This window comes from Silvimonas sp. (assembly GCF_031291215.1).
Lineage (GTDB): Bacteria > Pseudomonadota > Gammaproteobacteria > Burkholderiales > Chitinibacteraceae > Silvimonas > Silvimonas soli.
Genome location: NZ_JARLJK010000144.1, coordinates 106,337 through 123,319 on the forward strand (window position 1 = coordinate 106,337; position 16,983 = coordinate 123,319).

The window sequence follows — 16,983 nt, forward strand, 5'->3', positions numbered from 1 at the left end:
AGGAGAACCCATGTCTGAACCTGTGACCAACACCGCGCTGGCCGTCCTGCTGACCGGGGCCAGTCTGGCGTCGGTGATTGCCGGGGTGGATGGCGATGCGCTGCTGTGTGCAGCCGCCGGTGCCACCCTGTTCACCATCAGCGCAAAGGAACTGCCCGGCTGGCGGCGTGCGCTGTATCTGATCATTTCACTGGTCGTCGGCTATGTCGGCGCCAGTGAAATGGTACGGCTGACCCCGATCAAGAGTACCGGTGCGGCGGCGTTTTTGCTGTCGCTGCTGGTGGTCACCGTCTCGCTCGGGCTGATCGAGCGCGCCCGGACGTTTGATTTTGCGGGGCTGTTCAAGGGAGGCAAGCAATGAATCCGCTTACCTTGTTGTTGCTGATCACCATGCTGGCCGCGACAGGCCGCATCCTGTTTTACCGGCGCAACGGTGCGCGCTTTCGCCGTCACATCTCGGTGCTGGCGTGGTTCATTGCGGTGTGCCTGACCGGCTCGGCCATCGGCCTGCTGATCCGCCCGTACCACGACACCCCGCGCGGGATCGACGTATTGATCCTGCTGCTGTGTGTCCGCATCTGGCGTGACAAGGGCAACGTGGCGCGGCTGTTCGGAGGTGGTCATGGCACGTATTGATGCAGCAACCGCTGGTGGCGCCAACATGGTGGCATTCCTCGACATGCTCGCTTTTGCCGAAGGCACGGCCACCAGCAAAGCCACGCGTTGCGACGGCTATGACGTGATCGTGACCGGCATCGACGGCAGGCCGGAGGTATTCACTGACTTCAGCAACCACCCGTTTGCAGGTGGCCGCGCCTCCAAGGTCATCAACACGCGGGGGCTGATGTCCAATGCGTCGGGCCGCTACCAGCACATGCTCAAGGACTGGCCGCATTATCGCGCCCTGCTCAAGCTCCCCGACTTCGGGCCGCTGTCGCAGGATCGCTGGGCGATCCAGCTGATCCGCGAACGGCGCGCGCTGCCGCTGATCCTGGCCGGGCAGATTGCGCTGGCCGTCGACCGGTGCGCCAACTTGTGGGCCTCACTGCCGGGCGCCGGTTATGGCCAGCCGGAACGCAAGCTGACACAGCTGCTGGATGTGTACCGCAAAGCGGGCGGGAGACTGGCATGAGCTGGCTGCAGACCCGTCTTGCCGGATGGCTGGCCATTGCGCTGCTGGTGATCGCCTTCGGTGCGTATTGCTGGGTGCAGGGCGCCGACCACGTGCAGCAGCAATGGAGCGATGAACGTGGCCAGCGGGCCATCACCGCACTGACAACCGGCAAACGCAGTGCCGAGATCACCACTCGGGTCGTGACCGAATACGTGGACCGCATCCAGGTCATCCGCGAAGCCGGTCAGACCCTCATCAAGGAAATCCCCGTTTATGTGGATCAAAAAGCGGATGCCGCCTGCGTTGTGCCTGACGGTTTTGTGCGGCTGTGGAACGGTGCCAACCGGGGTGAACTTCCCCGACCCGCCGGAGTTGCTGATGCGTCCGCCAGCGCTGTTGTCCTCTCGGACATTGCAGCCGAGCACAGCCTCGAAGCCACTGAATGCCGTGAAACCGGACAGCAGCTACTGAGCCTGCAGGACTGGATCAATCGGCAAAGGGCGTTGCATGCAGAAACCGAATAGCCTGCGCCAGCGACTGATCGCCGCATTCCCCGAACTGGAGCGCGATCCCGAGCGGCTGCTGGTCTTTGCCGACGAAGGCCGGGTGATCACCACCGGCACGCCGTCACGCTCGTTCGAGCTGGCCTATACGCTGAATATGATCCTCACCGACTTTGGCGGCGATCCGAACGCGGTGATGCTGGCTGTAGTCGACTGGGTCAACAGCAACCAGCCCGAGCTGCTGGCCAACCCCGACCAGCGCCGTGATGCCATCCAGTTCGAAGCCGACATCGTCAGTCACACCCAGTGCGACCTGTCGCTCAAGCTGCCGCTGACCGAACGCGTGCTGGCAACCCACGTCGATGGCCGGTGGATCACCACCGACACCACCGAACCACCGCCAGTGGAAAGTGACTGGCAATCCATGTTTACGCACCGCCATGAGTGACGACTTCGACCAGCTGCAAGACTGGGCTTCGGACCTGCTGACCAGGCTGCAACCGGTAGAACGGCGCAAGCTCACCCGGCAGATCGCCACGCAACTGCGCAAGAGCCAGGCAAAGCGGATTGCCGAACAGCTGAACCCGGACGGCACGGCCTACGCCCCACGCGCAAACCGGCTACGCAAGAAACAGGGCCGCATCAAACGCACCATGTTTAACAGGCTACGTACCGCGCGCCACCTCAAGGCAGAGAGCGATGCCAGCGAAGCGCGGGTCGGCTTTAGCGGCCGCGATGCCCGCATTGCGCAACAGCATCAGGAGGGCAGCGCGCCCCGACTGCCACGCCGCCAGTTGCTGGGCTTTGTGCAAGCGGAACGCGAGAGCATTAAATCAAAGTTGATTGAGATCCTTTCCAAATAGCACCGCGAATCCGCCACCCCAATGCCACTTAAAGTGGCCCAGTTCTATCAATTTGGCCAACTTGTTCGATCAGTTTCGGGTATCCAGCACAACTTGCAAACGAGGCTGAGAGCGGCGGGATCACTCGATTGGGCAACTCACCCGCTTTGTGGGTATTCTCGACCAACAGCGATTTTAACGAGACTTCCGCTATGTGGTCCCTCCTTGATAAATCCAGCCCTATGAGCCACTTATAAGATAGATACATAGCCTTCACGGAAGATTTGATGTTATGGCTATCCTGCATGTTGATTTTTTCAAAAAAAACCACGATGTCGCGATCAGCGCGTAATTGTGGAATTTCAGCCAAATTACTAATGCTTGTCACCGTATAGCCAAAATGCTTGAGAACTGTCAGGATCAAAGCATATGGGAAATATACACTTTTATGGTCCGCAATCAGCATTGAAGAAACAACACCCATGAGCATCGCCACTTGGTCGCGATCTCTTAGCTTTAAATCAAAAGCACACGCAATCCAGTTAAAGCAATGAGTCGGATTTAGCTGACCGGGGCATAACAATTTATCTTTCAAAACGGTCAATCCATATCGATCAAACAAAGAATTTGTATAAAGATCATATGTGGGCTCAACCAGTGAGTATTCCATATCAAAAAAGCGCTTCAGGTACATCGTGGAATCAAAACCTGCACCATAAAGAACCCGGATGGACTCGCGAAGCTGGTTACGATTCATTGCCAATACGAAGAAAACGCCTGGAATATCAAAAACGTGTTTGATACCCTCCAGCAAGGAAACCGAAAAATCGGGGCGGCATCGATCAAGTTCATCGATCAATACAACTAATGGGCCAGCCTGAGTGACATTTTTGTTTAATTCTTCAACCACCCCCGCAAGTGCCATTTTGAAATCAGAAATCGCTTTCTTCTTTTCATGATGTGTTTCAAAAATCTTTCCAGCTGCTTCGTCGATTAGCTTGTCTATTTCACTCTGACTTATATCGCCAAACATCTCTTTCAGATGATCAGAAGACATGCCGATCAAATGTTTGGCCCCTGCAGAAAATACAACCTGACCGATTGCTGATACCAATTTCCGACCTTGCTTCTTATACTTCCGCATGACTGTTTTCGTTTTCGGCAATAGCCCATCAAGTTGCGTATTCAGCTCTGCCATAAAGCTGATCAGGGGATCGTCGCTAAAGTCATTTTCCCAAGCGTTAAATCGAATCACAGCACTTTGCCCGGCAAGGTCGTATGCCCAGTTCGTCATTAGGTAGGTTTTGCCCGCGCCCCACTCTGCGTTGATAGCAAGGACAAACGACTTGCGCCCTTGCTGCGTATACATCGAGTTCAAGAGCTTAGTCAAAAACTCTGCATCTTCTTTGCGGTTGAGTTTGTCATCATGCCAAGGCGCAGCTGTCATACGGGGTTCCTGTTTGTAAGACATCATATCTGCCAGATTCTGGCACAACACCGCGCAGCGGCATTTCCTTTTTACGCGCGGCATCCTTGCCGCATGAATCCCACCCAAGACCACGCCCGCCGTATCGAGAGCCTGATCCGCACCGGCACCATTGCCGCTGTCGACCGGGCTGCCCGCCCGCCTGTTTGCCGAGTGAAGACCGGCGGCCTAGTCACCGGCTGGCTGCCGTGGTTCGCATTGCGCGCCGGGGCCACGCGTAACTGGAGCCCGCCCACGCAGGGTGAGCAGTGCGCCGTGTTGTCAGCCAGCGGCGAAACCGGCGCCGGGCTGGTGTTGCTGGGACTGTATTCGGATGACTGCCCTGCCCCTAGCCAAAGTGCCGATGAAACACTGACGCTGTACCCCGATGGCGCAACGATGGTCTACAACCATGCGACCGGCGCGCTGGCGGTGTCGGGCATCAAGACCGCGCTGGTGCAGGCCAGCGGGCACGTTCTGGTGGATTGTCCCGACGCCGAAACCACCGGCAACCTCACCGTAGGCGGTGATTTGCGGGTGAAGGGTTCGGCAACCATCGAGCAGTTGCTGACCTATCTGGCGGGCCTGTCCGGATCCGGCGGTGCCACCGGTGCCAAGACAAAGATTTCCGGCGACTTCACGCATGGTGATGGTCAGTTGAGTTCCAACGGCGTGGTGCTCGATACACACGATCATATGGATTCACTGCACGGCCTGACCTCGGGGCCAAACCGATGACGTATCTGGGCATGAACGCAAAGACCGGTGCGGCGATGTCCGATCTGGCCAGCATCACCCAGTCGGTGGCCGACATTCTGGCCACGCCGCTGAACACGCGCGTGATGCGCCGGGATTACGGTTCGCTGGTACCCGACCTGATCGATGCCCCAGTGAATACGGTGACGCTGCAGTTGCTGCGCGCTGCCTCGGTGATGGCGATCCTGCGCTGGGAGAAACGGCTTTCCCCGACGCGCATCAGCTTTGAAGCGGGTGAGAAAACCGGTGCGCTGGTGGTTTCGCTCGAGGCCGAGCGCATCGACGGCAACCGCCGCGACCCGGTGTCGCTGGCCATTCCGCTGCGGGGTGGCACATGAGCCAGATTGACCTGTCTTTGTTGCCGGTGCCGGAAGTGGTCGAGCAACTGGATTTTGAAACGATCTGCGCGGCGCGCAAGGCCGAACTGGTGGGGTTGTATCCACCGGATCAGCGCCCTGCTGTGCTGGCTGCACTTGCGCTTGAATCCGAACCGCTCGTAAAACTGTTGCAGGCTTCTGCGTATCGGGAGTTGCTGCTGCGCCAGCGCTGCAACGAGGCCAGTCTGGCGGTGATGGTGCCCTATGCCAGCGGCACTGATCTGGACAACCTCGCTGCCGGGTTCAATGTAAAGCGCCTTTTGGTGTCGCCTGCGGATAACTCTGCCGTACCGCCCGTTGCTGCCGTGTATGAGCCCGACGATGAGCTGCGTCCGCGCATTCCCGAATCCTTTGAAGGCATGAGCGTGGCCGGGCCGGGTGGCGCGTATGCCCAGCATGCGCGGGCTGCCGATGGCCGCATTGCCGACGTGTCGGTCGACAGCCCGGAACCCTGCGACATCGTGATTGCCGTACTGGCCCGCGACGGCGACGGCACCGCGCCTGATGATTTACTGGCCAGGGTCAAAGCGGCATTGTCGGATGAAGACGTGCGCCCGCTCGGTGACCGGCTCGATGTGCGTTCTGCCGTGATCGTGCCCTATGGCATTGATGCCGTACTGCATCTGTATGAAGGGCCGGAAGCCGAGCTGGTACTGGCCGCCGCCAACACACGCCTTGCCGCTTTTATCGCGGCACAGCGCAAGCTGGGGCGCAGCATCCGCCGCTCGGCCATCGATGCAGCATTGCATGTCGAAGGTGTGGAGCACGTCGAGATCCGTTCGCCTGCAGTTGATCTGGTGCTGACGAAGCTGCAGGCCGGGTATTGCAGCGGCGCCGTACTGGAACCGGTCGAGGTGCGGCATGACTGATCTGCTGCCCCCTTCCAGTTCCACGCTCGAGCGCCGCGTCGAGCGGGCCTGCGCGCCTATGGCAAATATTGTGACGCCGCAGCGCACGCTGTGGTCGATTGACGATTGCCCGGCAGGCTTGCTGCCGTATCTGGCGTGGACGTTCTCGGTCGACCGCTGGGATGCGAGCTGGTCCGAAGCCACCAAGCGCGCGGTGATTAAATCCGCCGCGTTCGTACATCAGCGCAAGGGCACCATCGGCGCGATCCGGCGCGTGGTGGAACCACTGGGCTACCTGATCAAGGTCATCGAGTGGTGGCAGACCGACCCGGTGGGCAAGCGCGGCACCTTCCAGCTCGAGGTCGGGGTGATGGATACCGGCATCACCGACGCGATCTACCAGGAACTCGAGCGGCTGATCGACGACGCCAGGCGCAAGAGCCAGCACCTGATCGGACTGGCCATCACCATGGAAACGCGCGGCACTTTGCCGGTTGCACTGACCACCTACGGCGGCGACATCCTCACCGTTTACGCCTACATGCCTGAAATCCTCACCGTAGGCGGCATCGCCAGCGGTGTGGGTGACGCCCACATCATCGACACCATGAGCATCTATCCATGAGCGCCCCATATTTTGCGATCCTCACCGCCATCGGTGAGGCGAAACTGGCCAATGCCACCGCGCTGGGCATCCCGCTGCAGCTGAGCCACCTCGCCGTGGGTGACGGCAATGGCGCCACACCGCAACCTGACCGCTTCCAGACGAAACTGGTCAACGAGAAACGCCGGGCACCGCTGAATAGCCTGTCCCTCGATCCGCAGAACCCCAGCCAGATCATCACCGAGCAGGTGATCCCCGAAGAAGTCGGTGGCTGGTGGATCCGCGAACTGGGGCTGTATGACAAGGATGGCAATCTGTGCGCGGTCGCGAATTGCGCGCCGAGCTACAAGCCGCAACTGGCCGAAGGCAGTGGCCGGGTGCAGGTGATCCGCATGGTGCTGATCGTGACCAGCACGGCAGCGGTGGAACTGAAGATCGACCCGTCGGTGGTGCTGGCGACGCGCAAGTACGTCGACAGCCAGGATGCAGCACATGCTGCGGCGGCTGATCCGCACCCGCAATACATCATCTTCGCCGCACAAAAAGTGGCAGACCATGAAGCGAAAGCGGATCCACATCCGCAATACGCGCAGATGGCCGCACAAAAAATCACCGATCACGAAGCGAAAGCCGACCCCCACCCGCAATACATGGCCGGTACGGCGGGTCAGTATGTGCTGACCGCAGGCATCACTCCGCCACCGGGCACGCTGGCGTGCAATGGCGGTGCGGTCAGCCGCACCCAGTACGCAAAACTGTTTGCGCAGATCGGCACGAAATATGGCGGGGGGGATGGCGCCGCGACGTTCAACCTGCCCAACGTGCCGGACGGCTATGCGCTATTGGGCGGTTCGGCGGCAGCGGTCGGCACCAGCGTGGTGGGGGCAGTGATCCTGCACGGCCACGGTGCGTCGACCGATGCCCAGGGCAACCACAGCCACGGTGCCAGCACCGATGCGCAGGGCTCGCACGTCCATGGCGGCGCCACCGGCGGCGGTGGTGCCCACAATCACGGTATTGGTTCGGTGGGCTCGCAGTCGTCCCCGGATGGCAAGGCCGATCCGGACTTCATCCGCAACTATGGCGAAGGCACCACGCTGTGGACCAATACGGTGGGCGACCATGTCCACGGCATCGGCTGGGACGGCGCCCACGGCCACAACATCAGCGTGGCAGCGGCAGGCAACCATGCCCACAACGTCACGGTCGCCGCCAGCGGCAATCCCGCCAACTACGCCGCCGGTCTCAAGGTGCTGGTGTGCATCCGCTACTGATGACAATCACGAAAAGATAACAAGGAACGAACGATGGCTCTCCCGAAACAACCTGCCGCCACCTTCGCCATCTGGCGCTTTGCTGCCGACACCGGCCAGTTGCTGGGCGAAGATGTGGCGTATCTGGATCCGCTGGCATGGGAAACCGACGGCACCACGCGCTATATCGTGCCGCCGTGCGCGACCACGGTGAAACCACCAGCGGCGGCCCCGGCTCACGGCAAGGGCCACTGCTTCGACGCAGCCACCGGCAAATGGAAGACCGTTTCCGATTACAGCACGGCGTCGGTGTGGGATACCACGACCGCGTTGCCGGGCACGCCGCCGCGCTTTGGTGATGCATTGCCCGCAAACCTCACCCTGTTCGCGCCACCGACAACGGCGGCCGGTCAGGTCGTGCAGTGGTCGGGCAAGGACTGGGCGCTGGTGGCCGATCATCGCGGTGAAGTCTGGTACAGCCAGGAGAGCGGGCTGCAGGTTGCCATTGTGGCCGTGGGCGATATCCCGGCCGGTCTGACACAAACCGCGCGACCCGATGTCACGCATGCGTGGGATTCGGTCACGGGCAACTGGGTGGTGGATGACCTCTTGCGCGAACAGCACCAGGTGCAATACGCGCAGGAAGAACTGGCGCGGCGCACAGCCACTGCCAGTGAGCGCATCACCACGCTGGCCGATGCGGTGGCACTGGAGATGGCCACCGACGCGGAAGCGGCGGCGCTGACCGACTGGAAGCGCTACCGCGTGCTGCTGAGCCGGGTGCCCAAACAGGAAATGTACCCTGCCGCGATTGACTGGCCCGCACTGCCAGCCTGAACGTGGTCAACGGAACCAGAGAGATAAAAACCAGCCCGGCAGCGTAAACGACCGGGCTGATCACTTTCACATTCCCGGACCATCGTCTTCGTAGGTCACGGATACAGGCTTCTGTTCCTGCCTGCTGAGCATTGCCTTGTATTCATCTTCGAGTCGGTCGAGTTCGGCATACAGCCGTACCCGCTCATGAATTGAGAAAACCCGGGATACCTGCTCACCCTTGGCATTCACAATGCACCAGCCAATGTGATTACCTGCCTTGTCGTGCACTTTCTGAATCGAAAAATACATGATGTTGCTCCTTTGAGCTGATTATTGTTGATGCCATGTCAGTCACTGCAAAATAATTCTAACGTGACAATCACACGCGCAGACGTGTCAGCTTTTTCGTATTTTTCGCGATCCCGCCTTTTAGCGCATGCCAGAACAGGTGCCCTTCTCTGGCACAACACCCGCCGCAAGCTATCCCTTGAATCTTTCGGCAATCTCTCCCGGTACCCCAACCCGGAGAGATTCATGCCTGATTACCACCACGGCGTGCGCGTCACGGAAGTGAATGACGGCACCCGTTCCATCCGCACGGTCGACAGTGCCATCATCGGCATGGTCTGCACGGCGGAAGACGCGGATGCCAAGACCTTCCCCTATGACACGCCGGTTTTGCTCACCAACGTGCAGGCCGCCATCGGCAAGGCCGGGGTCAAAGGCACGCTGGCGGCATCGCTCGATGCGATTGTCGATCAGGCCAATGCCGCCACCGTCATCGTGCGGGTGAAGGAAGGCGCTTCTGAGGCCGAAACCACCAGCGCGATCATTGGCACCACCACCGAGTCTGGTCGCTATACCGGTCTTAAAGCCCTGCTCGCTTCGCAGGCACGCTTGAAGGTCAAACCGCGCATTCTGGCAGTGCCAGGCTTCGATTCGCTGCCGGTGGCCACGGAGATGGCAAGCATTGCGAAGAAGCTGCGCGCATTTGCCTATGCCTGCGCCCATGGCTGCCAGACCAAAGAGGAAGCCGTCGCCTACCGCGAGCAGTTCTCGGCGCGCGAGCTGATGCTGATCTGGCCGGATTTCGTGAGCTGGGATACGGTCAAGAATCAGGAAGCCACGGCCTATGCCACCGCGCGCGCTGCCGGTCTGCGTGCCTACATCGACAACGTCGGCAGCCCGCAACTGGGCTGGCACAAGACCCTGTCGAACGTGGGGGTGAATGGCGTCGACGGCATCAGTGCCGACGTGTTCTTCGACCTGCAGGAAGCGACCACCGATTCCAATTACCTGAACAGCAACGACGTTACCACGCTGGTCCAGCGCGACGGCTTCCGCTTCTGGGGTTCGCGTACCTGCTCCGATGATCCTTTATTCCAGTTCGAGAGCTACACCCGCACGGCACAGATTCTGGCCGACACCATCGCCGAAGCGCACATGTGGGCCGTCGATGCGGCGCTCAACCCGTCCATTGCCCGCGACCTGATTGAAGGCGTCAACGCCAAGTTCCGCAACTTGAAGTCACTGGGTTATCTGATCGGGGGCGAAGCGTGGTTTGACGACCAGATCAATACCAAAGACACGCTGAAGGCCGGACAGCTGTGGATTGACTACGACTACACGCCGGTGCCGCCGCTGGAAGACCTGTCGTTCCGCCAGCGCATCACCGACCGCTACCTGGTCGACTTTGCCGCTGCCGTGAAGGCGTAACCCGTCACACCCAACGACGGTACGGCAGGAGGAATACACAATGGGCATGCCCCGCAAACTGAAGAACATGAACCTGTTCAATGACGGCATCAGCTATATGGGCGAGATCGCTGAAGTGCAGTTGCCCAAGCTGTCGCGCAAGTTGGAGGACTGGCGCGGTGGCGGCATGAACGCGCCGGTCGATGTTGATCTCGGCATGGAAAAAATCGAGCTGGAATGGACCTGCGGCGGCCTGATGCGCCAGGTGTTCGAGCAGTTCGGCACCACCACCGTCGGCGGTGTGCTGTTGCGCTTTGCCGGTAGCTACCAGCGCGATGACACGGCGGACGTGGATGCGGTGGAAGTGGTCATCCGGGGTCGGCACAAGGAAATCGATCCGGGCAAGGCCAAAGGCGGCGACGACACCGAGTTCAAGGTCACCAGCGCGGTCAGCTACTACAAGCTGACCATCAACGGCACGGTGGTGATCGAGATCGACATCCTGAACATGATCGAGATGGTCAACGGCGTGGACCGCCTGGGCGAGCAGCGCAAGGCCATCGGCCTGGCGTGATTCACGCCCCATAAACAGAAATGCCCCGCGATGGCGGGGCGGTATCCGGCCAACGTTGCAATCGGCGAACCGGATACCCCGCCAGTCTAACCCAAAGGAAAAAACCACCATGAGCAAACCCGTTACCGCCTTGATCGTGCTCGATACCCCGCTGGTCCGGGCCGAGCAGACCCTCACCGACATCACCGTGCGCAAACCGGCGTCCGGTGAATTGCGCGGTGTGACTTTGACCGACGTGCTGCAAATGGATGTGAATGCGTTATCGACCATCCTGCCGCGCCTGACCACACCGACGCTGACCCGCCAGGACGTGGGCAACCTGGATCCGGCTGACCTGGTGCAGCTCGGGACCGAGGTGGCCGGTTTTTTGGTGCCGAAGGCGAACAGGCCGGACCCCTCCCCGACTGTGTAGAAGAAGCCTACGCAGATATCGCGGTGATCTTTACGTGGGGGCCGGACGTGCTGGATCCGCTGTCCCTGACCGAACTGGCCCAGTGGCGCGAGCGCGCCCGCAAACGTAGTGGATCTGAGGACTGATGGCGGGTGGCAATGAAATGAAGCTGCGGGTGATTCTGGATGCGGTCGACCGTGCCACCCGCCCTTTGCGCCAGGTTGTGGGCAGCAGCTCGGCGGTAGCGAAGTCGATCAAGGCCGCCCGCGAGCAGTTGAAATCGCTGAACAAGGCCCAGGAACAGGTGACGGCCCTTCGTGACCTGCAGGCGCAAACCAGAGCCACGGCCATCAGCATGAAAAGCGCCCAGGCGTATGCCAAGGCACTGGGCACCCAGCTCGAACGCACCACCCATCCCACGCGCGAGATGGTGCGTGAATTCAAGCAGGCCGACAAAGCCGCCGCAGCGTTGAAACTCAAACATGCGCAGCAGGCGCAGGAGCTGTTACGCCTGCGTGGTGCCATGAACGCCGCCGGGGTGAAGCACCTGATCCAGCATGAGCAGCAGCTCAAGACCCAGACCGACGCGGCGACTGTCGCTCTGGCGAAACAGGAACGGGTGCTCGAGCGTCACAACAAAGTCGCGCAGCGCATGCACGGTGCGCGATCCGGTTACGACAAGACCATTGGCGCGCGGGATCGCGTCGGTGGTGCCGGTGTGGCCACCAGCGTGGCCGGGGCTGCGGTGGGCCTGCCCATCGTCAAGATGGTGAAGGATTACAGCAGCTGGGAAGACGCCATGCTGGGCGTGGCCAAACAGGTTGAGGGTGCGCGCGATGCCAGCGGCAAACTCACCCGTATCTATTACGACATGGGCGACGGCATCAAGGCGATGGCCGAACGCGTGCCGATGGCCACGACCGAGATTGCCGCCCTGGTGGAAGCCGGTGCGCGCATGGGCATCCAGGGTAAAGAGAATCTGTTGATCTTTGCCGAAACCACCGCGATCACGGCCACGGCGTTCGAGCTGCCGGTCGATCAGGTCGGTGAAGACATGGGCAAGCTGGCCGGGCTGTACAAGGTGCCCGTCAAAAACATTGCCCAGCTCGGTGATGCGATCAACTATCTCGATGACAACGCCCTGTCCAAGGGTTCGGACATCATCGACGTGATGAAGCGGGTGGCCGGTACCGCCGCCACGGTGAACATGGGGTTCAAGGATGCGGCAGCACTGGGCAGCACGTTCCTGTCGCTGGGTGCCTCGGCAGAGATTGCAGCAACTGCATCGAACGCCATGATGCGCGAACTGGCCATTGCGAACATGCAACCGGCACGCTTCAAGAAGGGGCTGGCGGCATTGCGCATGGATGCGGCCAAAGTACAGAAGGACATGAGCAAGGATGCGACCGGCACCATTTTAAAAGTGCTCGATGCCATCAACCTGCTGCCCAAAGACAAACAGCTGGAAATCACCACCCAGTTGTTCGGCAAGGAATATGGCGACGATGCCGCGAAACTGGCCAACAACGTGGGCGAGTACCGCAAACAGCTTGAGCTGGTGAACGATGCGAAGGCGCGTGGTTCGATGTACAGCGAATCGGCGGCGAAGAATGACACGCTCACTGCACAGCTGCAGATGCTGAAGAACAAGGCGTTCAACCAGTCCAGCGGGCTCGGCGCGACCCTGCGCCAGCCCTTGATGGACGTGATGCGCAGTGTCGGCGGCATCATCACCGCGATCACCGGCTGGACCAAAGCGAACCCGCAACTGGTGGCAGCGCTGGTGAAGATCACCGCCGTGCTGGCGATCCTGCTGGTATTGCTCGGTGGCCTGATGTTGGCCGTCGCAGCGGTACTCGGGCCGCTGGCCGTGATGAAACTGAGTATGGCGGTGCTGGGGATCAAGGGTGCCAGTCTCGGCAGCATGCTGTGGAACATCGGCGCGAAGGTGTTGCCGTTCCTCGGGCGTGCCTTGCTGGTGGTGGGCCGCGCCATGTTGCTCAATCCTGTCGGGCTGGCGATCACCGGCATTGCCGTTGCCGCACTGCTGATCTACCGCTACTGGGCGCCGATCAGCGGGTTCTTTGCGGCGCGCTGGGCCGAGATCAAGGCCGCATTCGGTGGCGGCATTGGCGGCATTGCGGCGCTGGTCCTGAACTGGTCGCCACTCGGCCTGTTCTACAAAGCGTTTGCCGGTGTGCTCAGCTGGTTCGGCATTGACCTGCCCGCAAAATTTACCGGCTTCGGCGCCATGATCCTGACCGGGCTGGCCAACGGCATCACCGGCGCACTCGGCGCGGTCAGGACCGCGATCACGGGCGCTGCCGACAGTACCATTGGCTGGTTCAAGGAACGCCTGGGCATCCACTCACCGTCGCGCGTGTTTGCACAGCTGGGCGGATTCACCATGGCCGGGCTGGATCACGGCATCCAGGCGGGGCAATCCGGGCCGCTCAAGTCGGTCGCCGGGCTGGGCAAAAAACTCGCTGCCGTGGGTGCGGGCATTTCCATCGGCACTGCAGGTGCGGCAGGCATCCCCCTGGACAAGCGCCCGGCGATGGCAGCGAGTGCGGGTGCTGCCAGTAGTGGCGGCGGCATTGTCATCAACCAGCTCACCATTGCAATCACCACCGCGCCCGGTGCCGACAACGTGGCCATCGGCCAGCAGGTCCGCGCCGAGTTTGAAAAATTGGTACGCGAGCAGCAGGCCCGCTCCCGTTCGCGGCTGCAGGACAAGGACTGACCAACAACATGCTCAACCCCGATATCCGCAATCTCGTCAACAGCACCGCCAGCGCGCTTGATGTGGCGCCGGTGTACAGCTCCAACCTGATGAGCCTGGGCATGTTCGTGTTTGAACGTGGCTCCCTGCCCTATCAAGAATTGCAGCGGCAGGCAGGCTGGCGGCATCCGTCGGGCACCCGCGTCGGTGCGCGCCCCGTGTCGCAGTTTGCCGGGCCGGATGAGGAAACCATCACTCTTTCAGGCGTACTGCTGCCCGAGCTGACCGGGGGCACCTCCGCCATCGACACGTTGCGGGCCATGGCCGATGAAGGCGGCGCGTGGCCATTGATTGAAGGCAACGGCACCATCTACGGCCAGTTCGTGATCGAGAAAATCGACGAAGGCCGCAGCCTGTTCTTCCACGACGGCGCCGCGCGCCGGATCGAGTTCACCATCGGCCTGAAACGCAGCGAACCGGATGAACCGGTGAGTGGGCAACCATGAGCGACAACCGCACCGGAAGGCTGCAGCCGCGACCGATCTACAAACTGGTGGTGAACGGCAAGGACATCACCAGCACCGTGGACAACCGGCTCGCCTTGCTCACGCTCACCGACAACCGCGGCTTCGAGGCGGACCAGCTCGACCTGGTACTGCACGATCATGACGGGCGGCTGGCGATCCCGCCCTTGAAAGCCAGCATTCAGGTGTGGCTCGGCTGGGCCGATTCCGGCTTGATCGACAAGGGCACCTATACGGTGGATGAAGTCGAGCATAGCGGCACACCCGACCAGCTCACGATCCGGGCGCGCAGCGCCGACCTGTGCGACGGTTTGCTGATGCAGCGCGAGCGCAGTTTCCACGGCAAGTCACTCGGCGATATCGTGCGCCAGGTGGCCACGGTAGCGAAGGTCAAGCCCATTGTTTCAGACACGCTGGCCCGCGTAGTGGTCGAGCACATTGACCAGACCGGCGAGAGCGATGCCAGCTTTTTGACGCGGCTGGCGCAAACCTATGACGCCATCGCCACCATCAAGGCCGGGCGGCTGCTGTTCATGCCGACCGGTGCAGGCACGACCGCCAGCGGCAAACCGCTGCCGCCGGTGACCATCACTCGCCAAAGCGGTGACAGCCACCGCCACAGCGTGGCCAACCGCGACAATTACAGCGGCGTGCGTGCGACGTATCAGAACACGAAAAAGGGCCAGAAAGGCGAAGTGATCGTGGGGGAGAAAAACAACCTCAAAACCCTGCGCCATGTCTACGCCAGCCAGAAAACCGCCGAACATGCAGCAAAGGCAAGCTGGAACCGCATCCAGCGCGGGGTGGCCAGTTTCAGCATCACCCTGGCACTCGGGCGACCGGAGCTGATCCCGGAAGTACCCGCCACGGTCCAAGGTTTCAAGGCGGAGATTGACGGTGGCAAATGGTTACTGGCCAAAGCCACCCATACGCTGGATGGCAATGGCCTGGGTACGGCGCTCGAACTGGAAGTGAAGCTGCTGGAAGACAGAACATGTAGATGGTGGGAGGCTCAGCCGGTACGATGCGCCGACTGAATAACCTGCGTTCAGCCTTCACCTTTGGATAAGCACATGCAAACGCTGATAACACTACTTGTCTGGATCGTCCTCGCAACCTTGAATGCTGTGGCGATCTACGCCCTCATCACAAAAGAAATGTATGCACAACCCAGACGCTTCTTTTTTATAGCGCTCGCTCCGCTCAGCATCACATTCTTGATGCAGACCTGCGTTGAGGTAATGGCAAATGCACTTGACAAGCTCGACCCCCACACAGTTCATCTCTATGACATCAAACTCGGCTTTTCATTTTTCAACAATATTGCCCTGATATTGTCTGGCGCCCTCGTCAGCGTAGCGGTCACAAATCGGGCCTTGTTCCTGAACAGGGAAGCTATCAAAGAGGCTCGGCGAGACATCAAAGCGCATCGCCAGTGCCACAAATCCGCGATTCAAGCTCTGAAAAAATACATCAGCAATCCCGATTCGAGACTGAGTTCCGAAGAACTGGCCAAAAAGCAGGAAGAGTTGAAGCAACGAATTACCAATTACCAACGACGCAGACGTCTTCTCAAAGGGCGGCTCAAGGCGCTTAAACCCTGAGCAGCCCCCTGCCTTACAATATCCACGCACCCAGCGCAACGCCACTGGACATCCCAGCCAGTGCTGTCGCGACAATCCACTGCATGGCCCTTTCACGCTGGGTTTTAAGAGCTGACTGCAGGTTCTGTTCACGCTGGCGGTATTCGCGCATGGTCTTGTCCTTGAAAGCAGCAAAGTCGGTGGACACCTTTTTAAGCCGGACATCGGCAGCCTGCCGGATGCGCTGGATGTCGTTATTGGCCGTCACGTTTGCGCGGGCCAGTGCCGTGTCATGCTGGCGGCTGGTTTGTGCCCGGCAAGTCACACAATCATGGTCACACCTCGCTGCCAGCTCAACCTCGGCAAGTTTAGGCAACGCGGCCAGCAGTTCGCGCAATTCGCTGCGGTCCAGATCCAGGAACCGGTCCTTGCCATAGTGATCGATGCACCAGGTCACTGCCCGCTCGTGGTCATGCTGTGAATCCTGTGTCAGCGCGATTACCCGCCGCACCATCAAATGGCACTGGGCCTCTTCATCGCATGAATCAATCATCCGGGTCAGGCACGACACGGCATCGGGATATTGCGCCGTGGTCATTTCGTCAATGCTGTCGGCGCCCACCTCGCGGTGTACCCCTTTCCAGATTTGCCAGCGCGGGGTTTCGGGTTTCAGTTCGATGATCTTGCGTACCAGCTCGTTCAGGTGCGAGCGCTGCGCATCGATAAGGGGTTTTAGCGCTGGCAAGGTGGCCGCCCCGAGGTGGATCACGTTGCTGTTGTTCTGGATGACGTCGCCCTCGGCCACGATGCCGACATCGCCGTGAATGATATTTTCTGATGACATTTTTGTTTTTTGTGCAGATTGAATGAGTCGAACTGCACATAGTTGGCGAAGCGGGACATAAGTTCCCGT

At 60.4% G+C, this 16,983-nt stretch carries 23 protein-coding genes; 20 read left to right on the top strand and 3 right to left on the bottom strand.

Annotated elements, in window-relative coordinates; translation table 11 throughout:
* Positions 1–10 precede the first annotated feature (10 nt).
* Genes P4L78_RS19720 through P4L78_RS19745 form a run of 6 tightly spaced genes read left to right on the top strand, consistent with a single transcriptional unit; the run spans position 11 to position 2,480 of the window.
* On the top strand, positions 11–361 hold the full coding sequence (locus tag P4L78_RS19720) for a putative holin (protein ID WP_309330139.1): 351 nt from the start codon (positions 11–13) through the stop codon (positions 359–361).
* Positions 358–636, top strand: a complete 279-nt coding sequence (locus P4L78_RS19725; RefSeq protein ID WP_309330141.1) for a phage holin family protein — start codon at positions 358–360, stop codon at positions 634–636. The genes P4L78_RS19720 and P4L78_RS19725 overlap by 4 nt, the downstream gene beginning before the upstream one ends.
* Entirely contained in the window at positions 623–1,132 is a 510-nt protein-coding gene (locus tag P4L78_RS19730; protein WP_309330143.1) for a glycoside hydrolase family 104 protein, read from the top strand. The genes P4L78_RS19725 and P4L78_RS19730 overlap by 14 nt, the downstream gene beginning before the upstream one ends.
* A complete protein-coding gene (locus P4L78_RS19735; RefSeq protein ID WP_309330145.1) occupies positions 1,129–1,638 on the top strand; it encodes a hypothetical protein in 510 nt (169 codons plus the stop codon). Before P4L78_RS19730 ends, P4L78_RS19735 begins: the two co-directional genes overlap by 4 nt.
* On the top strand, positions 1,622–2,065 hold the full coding sequence (locus tag P4L78_RS19740; RefSeq protein WP_309330147.1) for a phage tail protein: 444 nt from the start codon (positions 1,622–1,624) through the stop codon (positions 2,063–2,065). Before P4L78_RS19735 ends, P4L78_RS19740 begins: the two co-directional genes overlap by 17 nt.
* On the top strand, positions 2,058–2,480 hold the full coding sequence (locus tag P4L78_RS19745) for a phage virion morphogenesis protein (protein WP_309330149.1): 423 nt from the start codon (positions 2,058–2,060) through the stop codon (positions 2,478–2,480). Before P4L78_RS19740 ends, P4L78_RS19745 begins: the two co-directional genes overlap by 8 nt.
* Before the next feature lie 28 nt (positions 2,481–2,508).
* On the opposite strand, the gene P4L78_RS19750 is transcribed toward P4L78_RS19745, so the two are convergent.
* A complete protein-coding gene (locus P4L78_RS19750; RefSeq protein WP_309330152.1) occupies positions 2,509–3,906 on the bottom strand; it encodes a P-loop NTPase fold protein in 1,398 nt (465 codons plus the stop codon).
* A 93-nt stretch (positions 3,907–3,999) separates the two neighbouring features.
* On the opposite strand from P4L78_RS19750, the gene P4L78_RS19755 reads away from it, so the two are divergent.
* Genes P4L78_RS19755 through P4L78_RS19780 form a run of 6 tightly spaced genes read left to right on the top strand, consistent with a single transcriptional unit; the run spans position 4,000 to position 8,599 of the window.
* Complete coding sequence (locus tag P4L78_RS19755) at positions 4,000–4,662, top strand: phage baseplate assembly protein V (RefSeq protein ID WP_309330154.1); 663 nt, start codon at positions 4,000–4,002, stop codon at positions 4,660–4,662.
* 11 nt (positions 4,663–4,673) lie between these two features.
* A complete protein-coding gene (locus P4L78_RS19760; protein ID WP_309330156.1) occupies positions 4,674–5,018 on the top strand; it encodes a GPW/gp25 family protein in 345 nt (114 codons plus the stop codon).
* The gene (locus P4L78_RS19765) at positions 5,015–5,926 is read left to right on the top strand and encodes a baseplate J/gp47 family protein (protein WP_309330158.1); all 912 of its coding nucleotides are present in this window, start codon (positions 5,015–5,017) and stop codon (positions 5,924–5,926) included. Before P4L78_RS19760 ends, P4L78_RS19765 begins: the two co-directional genes overlap by 4 nt.
* The gene (locus P4L78_RS19770) at positions 5,919–6,530 is read left to right on the top strand and encodes a phage tail protein I (RefSeq protein WP_309330160.1); all 612 of its coding nucleotides are present in this window, start codon (positions 5,919–5,921) and stop codon (positions 6,528–6,530) included. Before P4L78_RS19765 ends, P4L78_RS19770 begins: the two co-directional genes overlap by 8 nt.
* On the top strand, positions 6,527–7,783 hold the full coding sequence (locus tag P4L78_RS19775; RefSeq protein ID WP_309330162.1) for a phage tail protein: 1,257 nt from the start codon (positions 6,527–6,529) through the stop codon (positions 7,781–7,783). The genes P4L78_RS19770 and P4L78_RS19775 overlap by 4 nt, the downstream gene beginning before the upstream one ends.
* 33 nt (positions 7,784–7,816) lie before the next feature.
* Entirely contained in the window at positions 7,817–8,599 is a 783-nt protein-coding gene (locus P4L78_RS19780; protein ID WP_309330164.1) for a tail fiber assembly protein, read from the top strand.
* Positions 8,600–8,665: 66 nt separating this feature from the next.
* Here P4L78_RS19780 and P4L78_RS19785 read toward each other — a convergent pair whose 3' ends face one another.
* A complete protein-coding gene (locus P4L78_RS19785) occupies positions 8,666–8,890 on the bottom strand; it encodes a hypothetical protein (protein ID WP_309330166.1) in 225 nt (74 codons plus the stop codon).
* A 225-nt stretch (positions 8,891–9,115) separates the two neighbouring features.
* On the opposite strand from P4L78_RS19785, the gene P4L78_RS19790 reads away from it, so the two are divergent.
* From P4L78_RS19790 to P4L78_RS19825, 8 genes are all read left to right on the top strand, one after another.
* Positions 9,116–10,297 (top strand): phage tail sheath protein, encoded by a 1,182-nt coding sequence (locus tag P4L78_RS19790; protein WP_309330168.1) that lies wholly within the window; start codon positions 9,116–9,118, stop codon positions 10,295–10,297.
* A gap of 40 nt (positions 10,298–10,337) precedes the next feature.
* Positions 10,338–10,850 (top strand): phage major tail tube protein, encoded by a 513-nt coding sequence (locus P4L78_RS19795; RefSeq protein ID WP_309330170.1) that lies wholly within the window; start codon positions 10,338–10,340, stop codon positions 10,848–10,850.
* 109 nt (positions 10,851–10,959) lie between these two features.
* On the top strand, positions 10,960–11,262 hold the full coding sequence (locus P4L78_RS19800; protein WP_309330172.1) for a phage tail assembly protein: 303 nt from the start codon (positions 10,960–10,962) through the stop codon (positions 11,260–11,262).
* Between the two features lie 23 nt (positions 11,263–11,285).
* Entirely contained in the window at positions 11,286–11,387 is a 102-nt protein-coding gene (locus tag P4L78_RS19805) for a GpE family phage tail protein (protein WP_405051580.1), read from the top strand.
* The gene (locus tag P4L78_RS19810) at positions 11,387–13,984 is read left to right on the top strand and encodes a phage tail tape measure protein (protein WP_309330174.1); all 2,598 of its coding nucleotides are present in this window, start codon (positions 11,387–11,389) and stop codon (positions 13,982–13,984) included. The genes P4L78_RS19805 and P4L78_RS19810 overlap by 1 nt, the downstream gene beginning before the upstream one ends.
* An 8-nt stretch (positions 13,985–13,992) precedes the next feature.
* Complete coding sequence (locus P4L78_RS19815; RefSeq protein WP_309330176.1) at positions 13,993–14,469, top strand: phage tail protein; 477 nt, start codon at positions 13,993–13,995, stop codon at positions 14,467–14,469.
* Positions 14,466–15,524, top strand: a complete 1,059-nt coding sequence (locus tag P4L78_RS19820; protein WP_309330177.1) for a phage late control D family protein — start codon at positions 14,466–14,468, stop codon at positions 15,522–15,524. Before P4L78_RS19815 ends, P4L78_RS19820 begins: the two co-directional genes overlap by 4 nt.
* A 36-nt stretch (positions 15,525–15,560) precedes the next feature.
* On the top strand, positions 15,561–16,091 hold the full coding sequence (locus P4L78_RS19825; RefSeq protein ID WP_309330179.1) for a hypothetical protein: 531 nt from the start codon (positions 15,561–15,563) through the stop codon (positions 16,089–16,091).
* A gap of 13 nt (positions 16,092–16,104) precedes the next feature.
* Here P4L78_RS19825 and P4L78_RS19830 read toward each other — a convergent pair whose 3' ends face one another.
* Entirely contained in the window at positions 16,105–16,914 is an 810-nt protein-coding gene (locus P4L78_RS19830) for a hypothetical protein (RefSeq protein ID WP_309330181.1), read from the bottom strand.
* Positions 16,915–16,983 lie beyond the last annotated feature (69 nt).

What these genes read in the sequence shown, in the direction of transcription:
- P4L78_RS19720 (WP_309330139.1), top strand. Translation starts at nt 11, where the DNA reads ATGTCTGAACCTGTGACCAACACCGCGCTGGCCGTCCTGCTGACCGGG.
- P4L78_RS19725 (WP_309330141.1), top strand. Translation starts at nt 358, where the DNA reads ATGAATCCGCTTACCTTGTTGTTGCTGATCACCATGCTGGCCGCGACA.
- P4L78_RS19730 (WP_309330143.1), top strand. Translation starts at nt 623, where the DNA reads ATGGCACGTATTGATGCAGCAACCGCTGGTGGCGCCAACATGGTGGCA.
- P4L78_RS19735 (WP_309330145.1), top strand. Translation starts at nt 1,129, where the DNA reads ATGAGCTGGCTGCAGACCCGTCTTGCCGGATGGCTGGCCATTGCGCTG.
- P4L78_RS19740 (WP_309330147.1), top strand. Translation starts at nt 1,622, where the DNA reads ATGCAGAAACCGAATAGCCTGCGCCAGCGACTGATCGCCGCATTCCCC.
- P4L78_RS19745 (WP_309330149.1), top strand. Translation starts at nt 2,058, where the DNA reads ATGAGTGACGACTTCGACCAGCTGCAAGACTGGGCTTCGGACCTGCTG.
- P4L78_RS19750 (WP_309330152.1), bottom strand. Translation starts at nt 3,906, where the DNA reads ATGACAGCTGCGCCTTGGCATGATGACAAACTCAACCGCAAAGAAGAT.
- P4L78_RS19755 (WP_309330154.1), top strand. Translation starts at nt 4,000, where the DNA reads ATGAATCCCACCCAAGACCACGCCCGCCGTATCGAGAGCCTGATCCGC.
- P4L78_RS19760 (WP_309330156.1), top strand. Translation starts at nt 4,674, where the DNA reads ATGAACGCAAAGACCGGTGCGGCGATGTCCGATCTGGCCAGCATCACC.
- P4L78_RS19765 (WP_309330158.1), top strand. Translation starts at nt 5,015, where the DNA reads ATGAGCCAGATTGACCTGTCTTTGTTGCCGGTGCCGGAAGTGGTCGAG.
- P4L78_RS19770 (WP_309330160.1), top strand. Translation starts at nt 5,919, where the DNA reads ATGACTGATCTGCTGCCCCCTTCCAGTTCCACGCTCGAGCGCCGCGTC.
- P4L78_RS19775 (WP_309330162.1), top strand. Translation starts at nt 6,527, where the DNA reads ATGAGCGCCCCATATTTTGCGATCCTCACCGCCATCGGTGAGGCGAAA.
- P4L78_RS19780 (WP_309330164.1), top strand. Translation starts at nt 7,817, where the DNA reads ATGGCTCTCCCGAAACAACCTGCCGCCACCTTCGCCATCTGGCGCTTT.
- P4L78_RS19785 (WP_309330166.1), bottom strand. Translation starts at nt 8,890, where the DNA reads ATGTATTTTTCGATTCAGAAAGTGCACGACAAGGCAGGTAATCACATT.
- P4L78_RS19790 (WP_309330168.1), top strand. Translation starts at nt 9,116, where the DNA reads ATGCCTGATTACCACCACGGCGTGCGCGTCACGGAAGTGAATGACGGC.
- P4L78_RS19795 (WP_309330170.1), top strand. Translation starts at nt 10,338, where the DNA reads ATGGGCATGCCCCGCAAACTGAAGAACATGAACCTGTTCAATGACGGC.
- P4L78_RS19800 (WP_309330172.1), top strand. Translation starts at nt 10,960, where the DNA reads ATGAGCAAACCCGTTACCGCCTTGATCGTGCTCGATACCCCGCTGGTC.
- P4L78_RS19810 (WP_309330174.1), top strand. Translation starts at nt 11,387, where the DNA reads ATGGCGGGTGGCAATGAAATGAAGCTGCGGGTGATTCTGGATGCGGTC.
- P4L78_RS19815 (WP_309330176.1), top strand. Translation starts at nt 13,993, where the DNA reads ATGCTCAACCCCGATATCCGCAATCTCGTCAACAGCACCGCCAGCGCG.
- P4L78_RS19820 (WP_309330177.1), top strand. Translation starts at nt 14,466, where the DNA reads ATGAGCGACAACCGCACCGGAAGGCTGCAGCCGCGACCGATCTACAAA.
- P4L78_RS19825 (WP_309330179.1), top strand. Translation starts at nt 15,561, where the DNA reads ATGCAAACGCTGATAACACTACTTGTCTGGATCGTCCTCGCAACCTTG.
- P4L78_RS19830 (WP_309330181.1), bottom strand. Translation starts at nt 16,914, where the DNA reads ATGTCATCAGAAAATATCATTCACGGCGATGTCGGCATCGTGGCCGAG.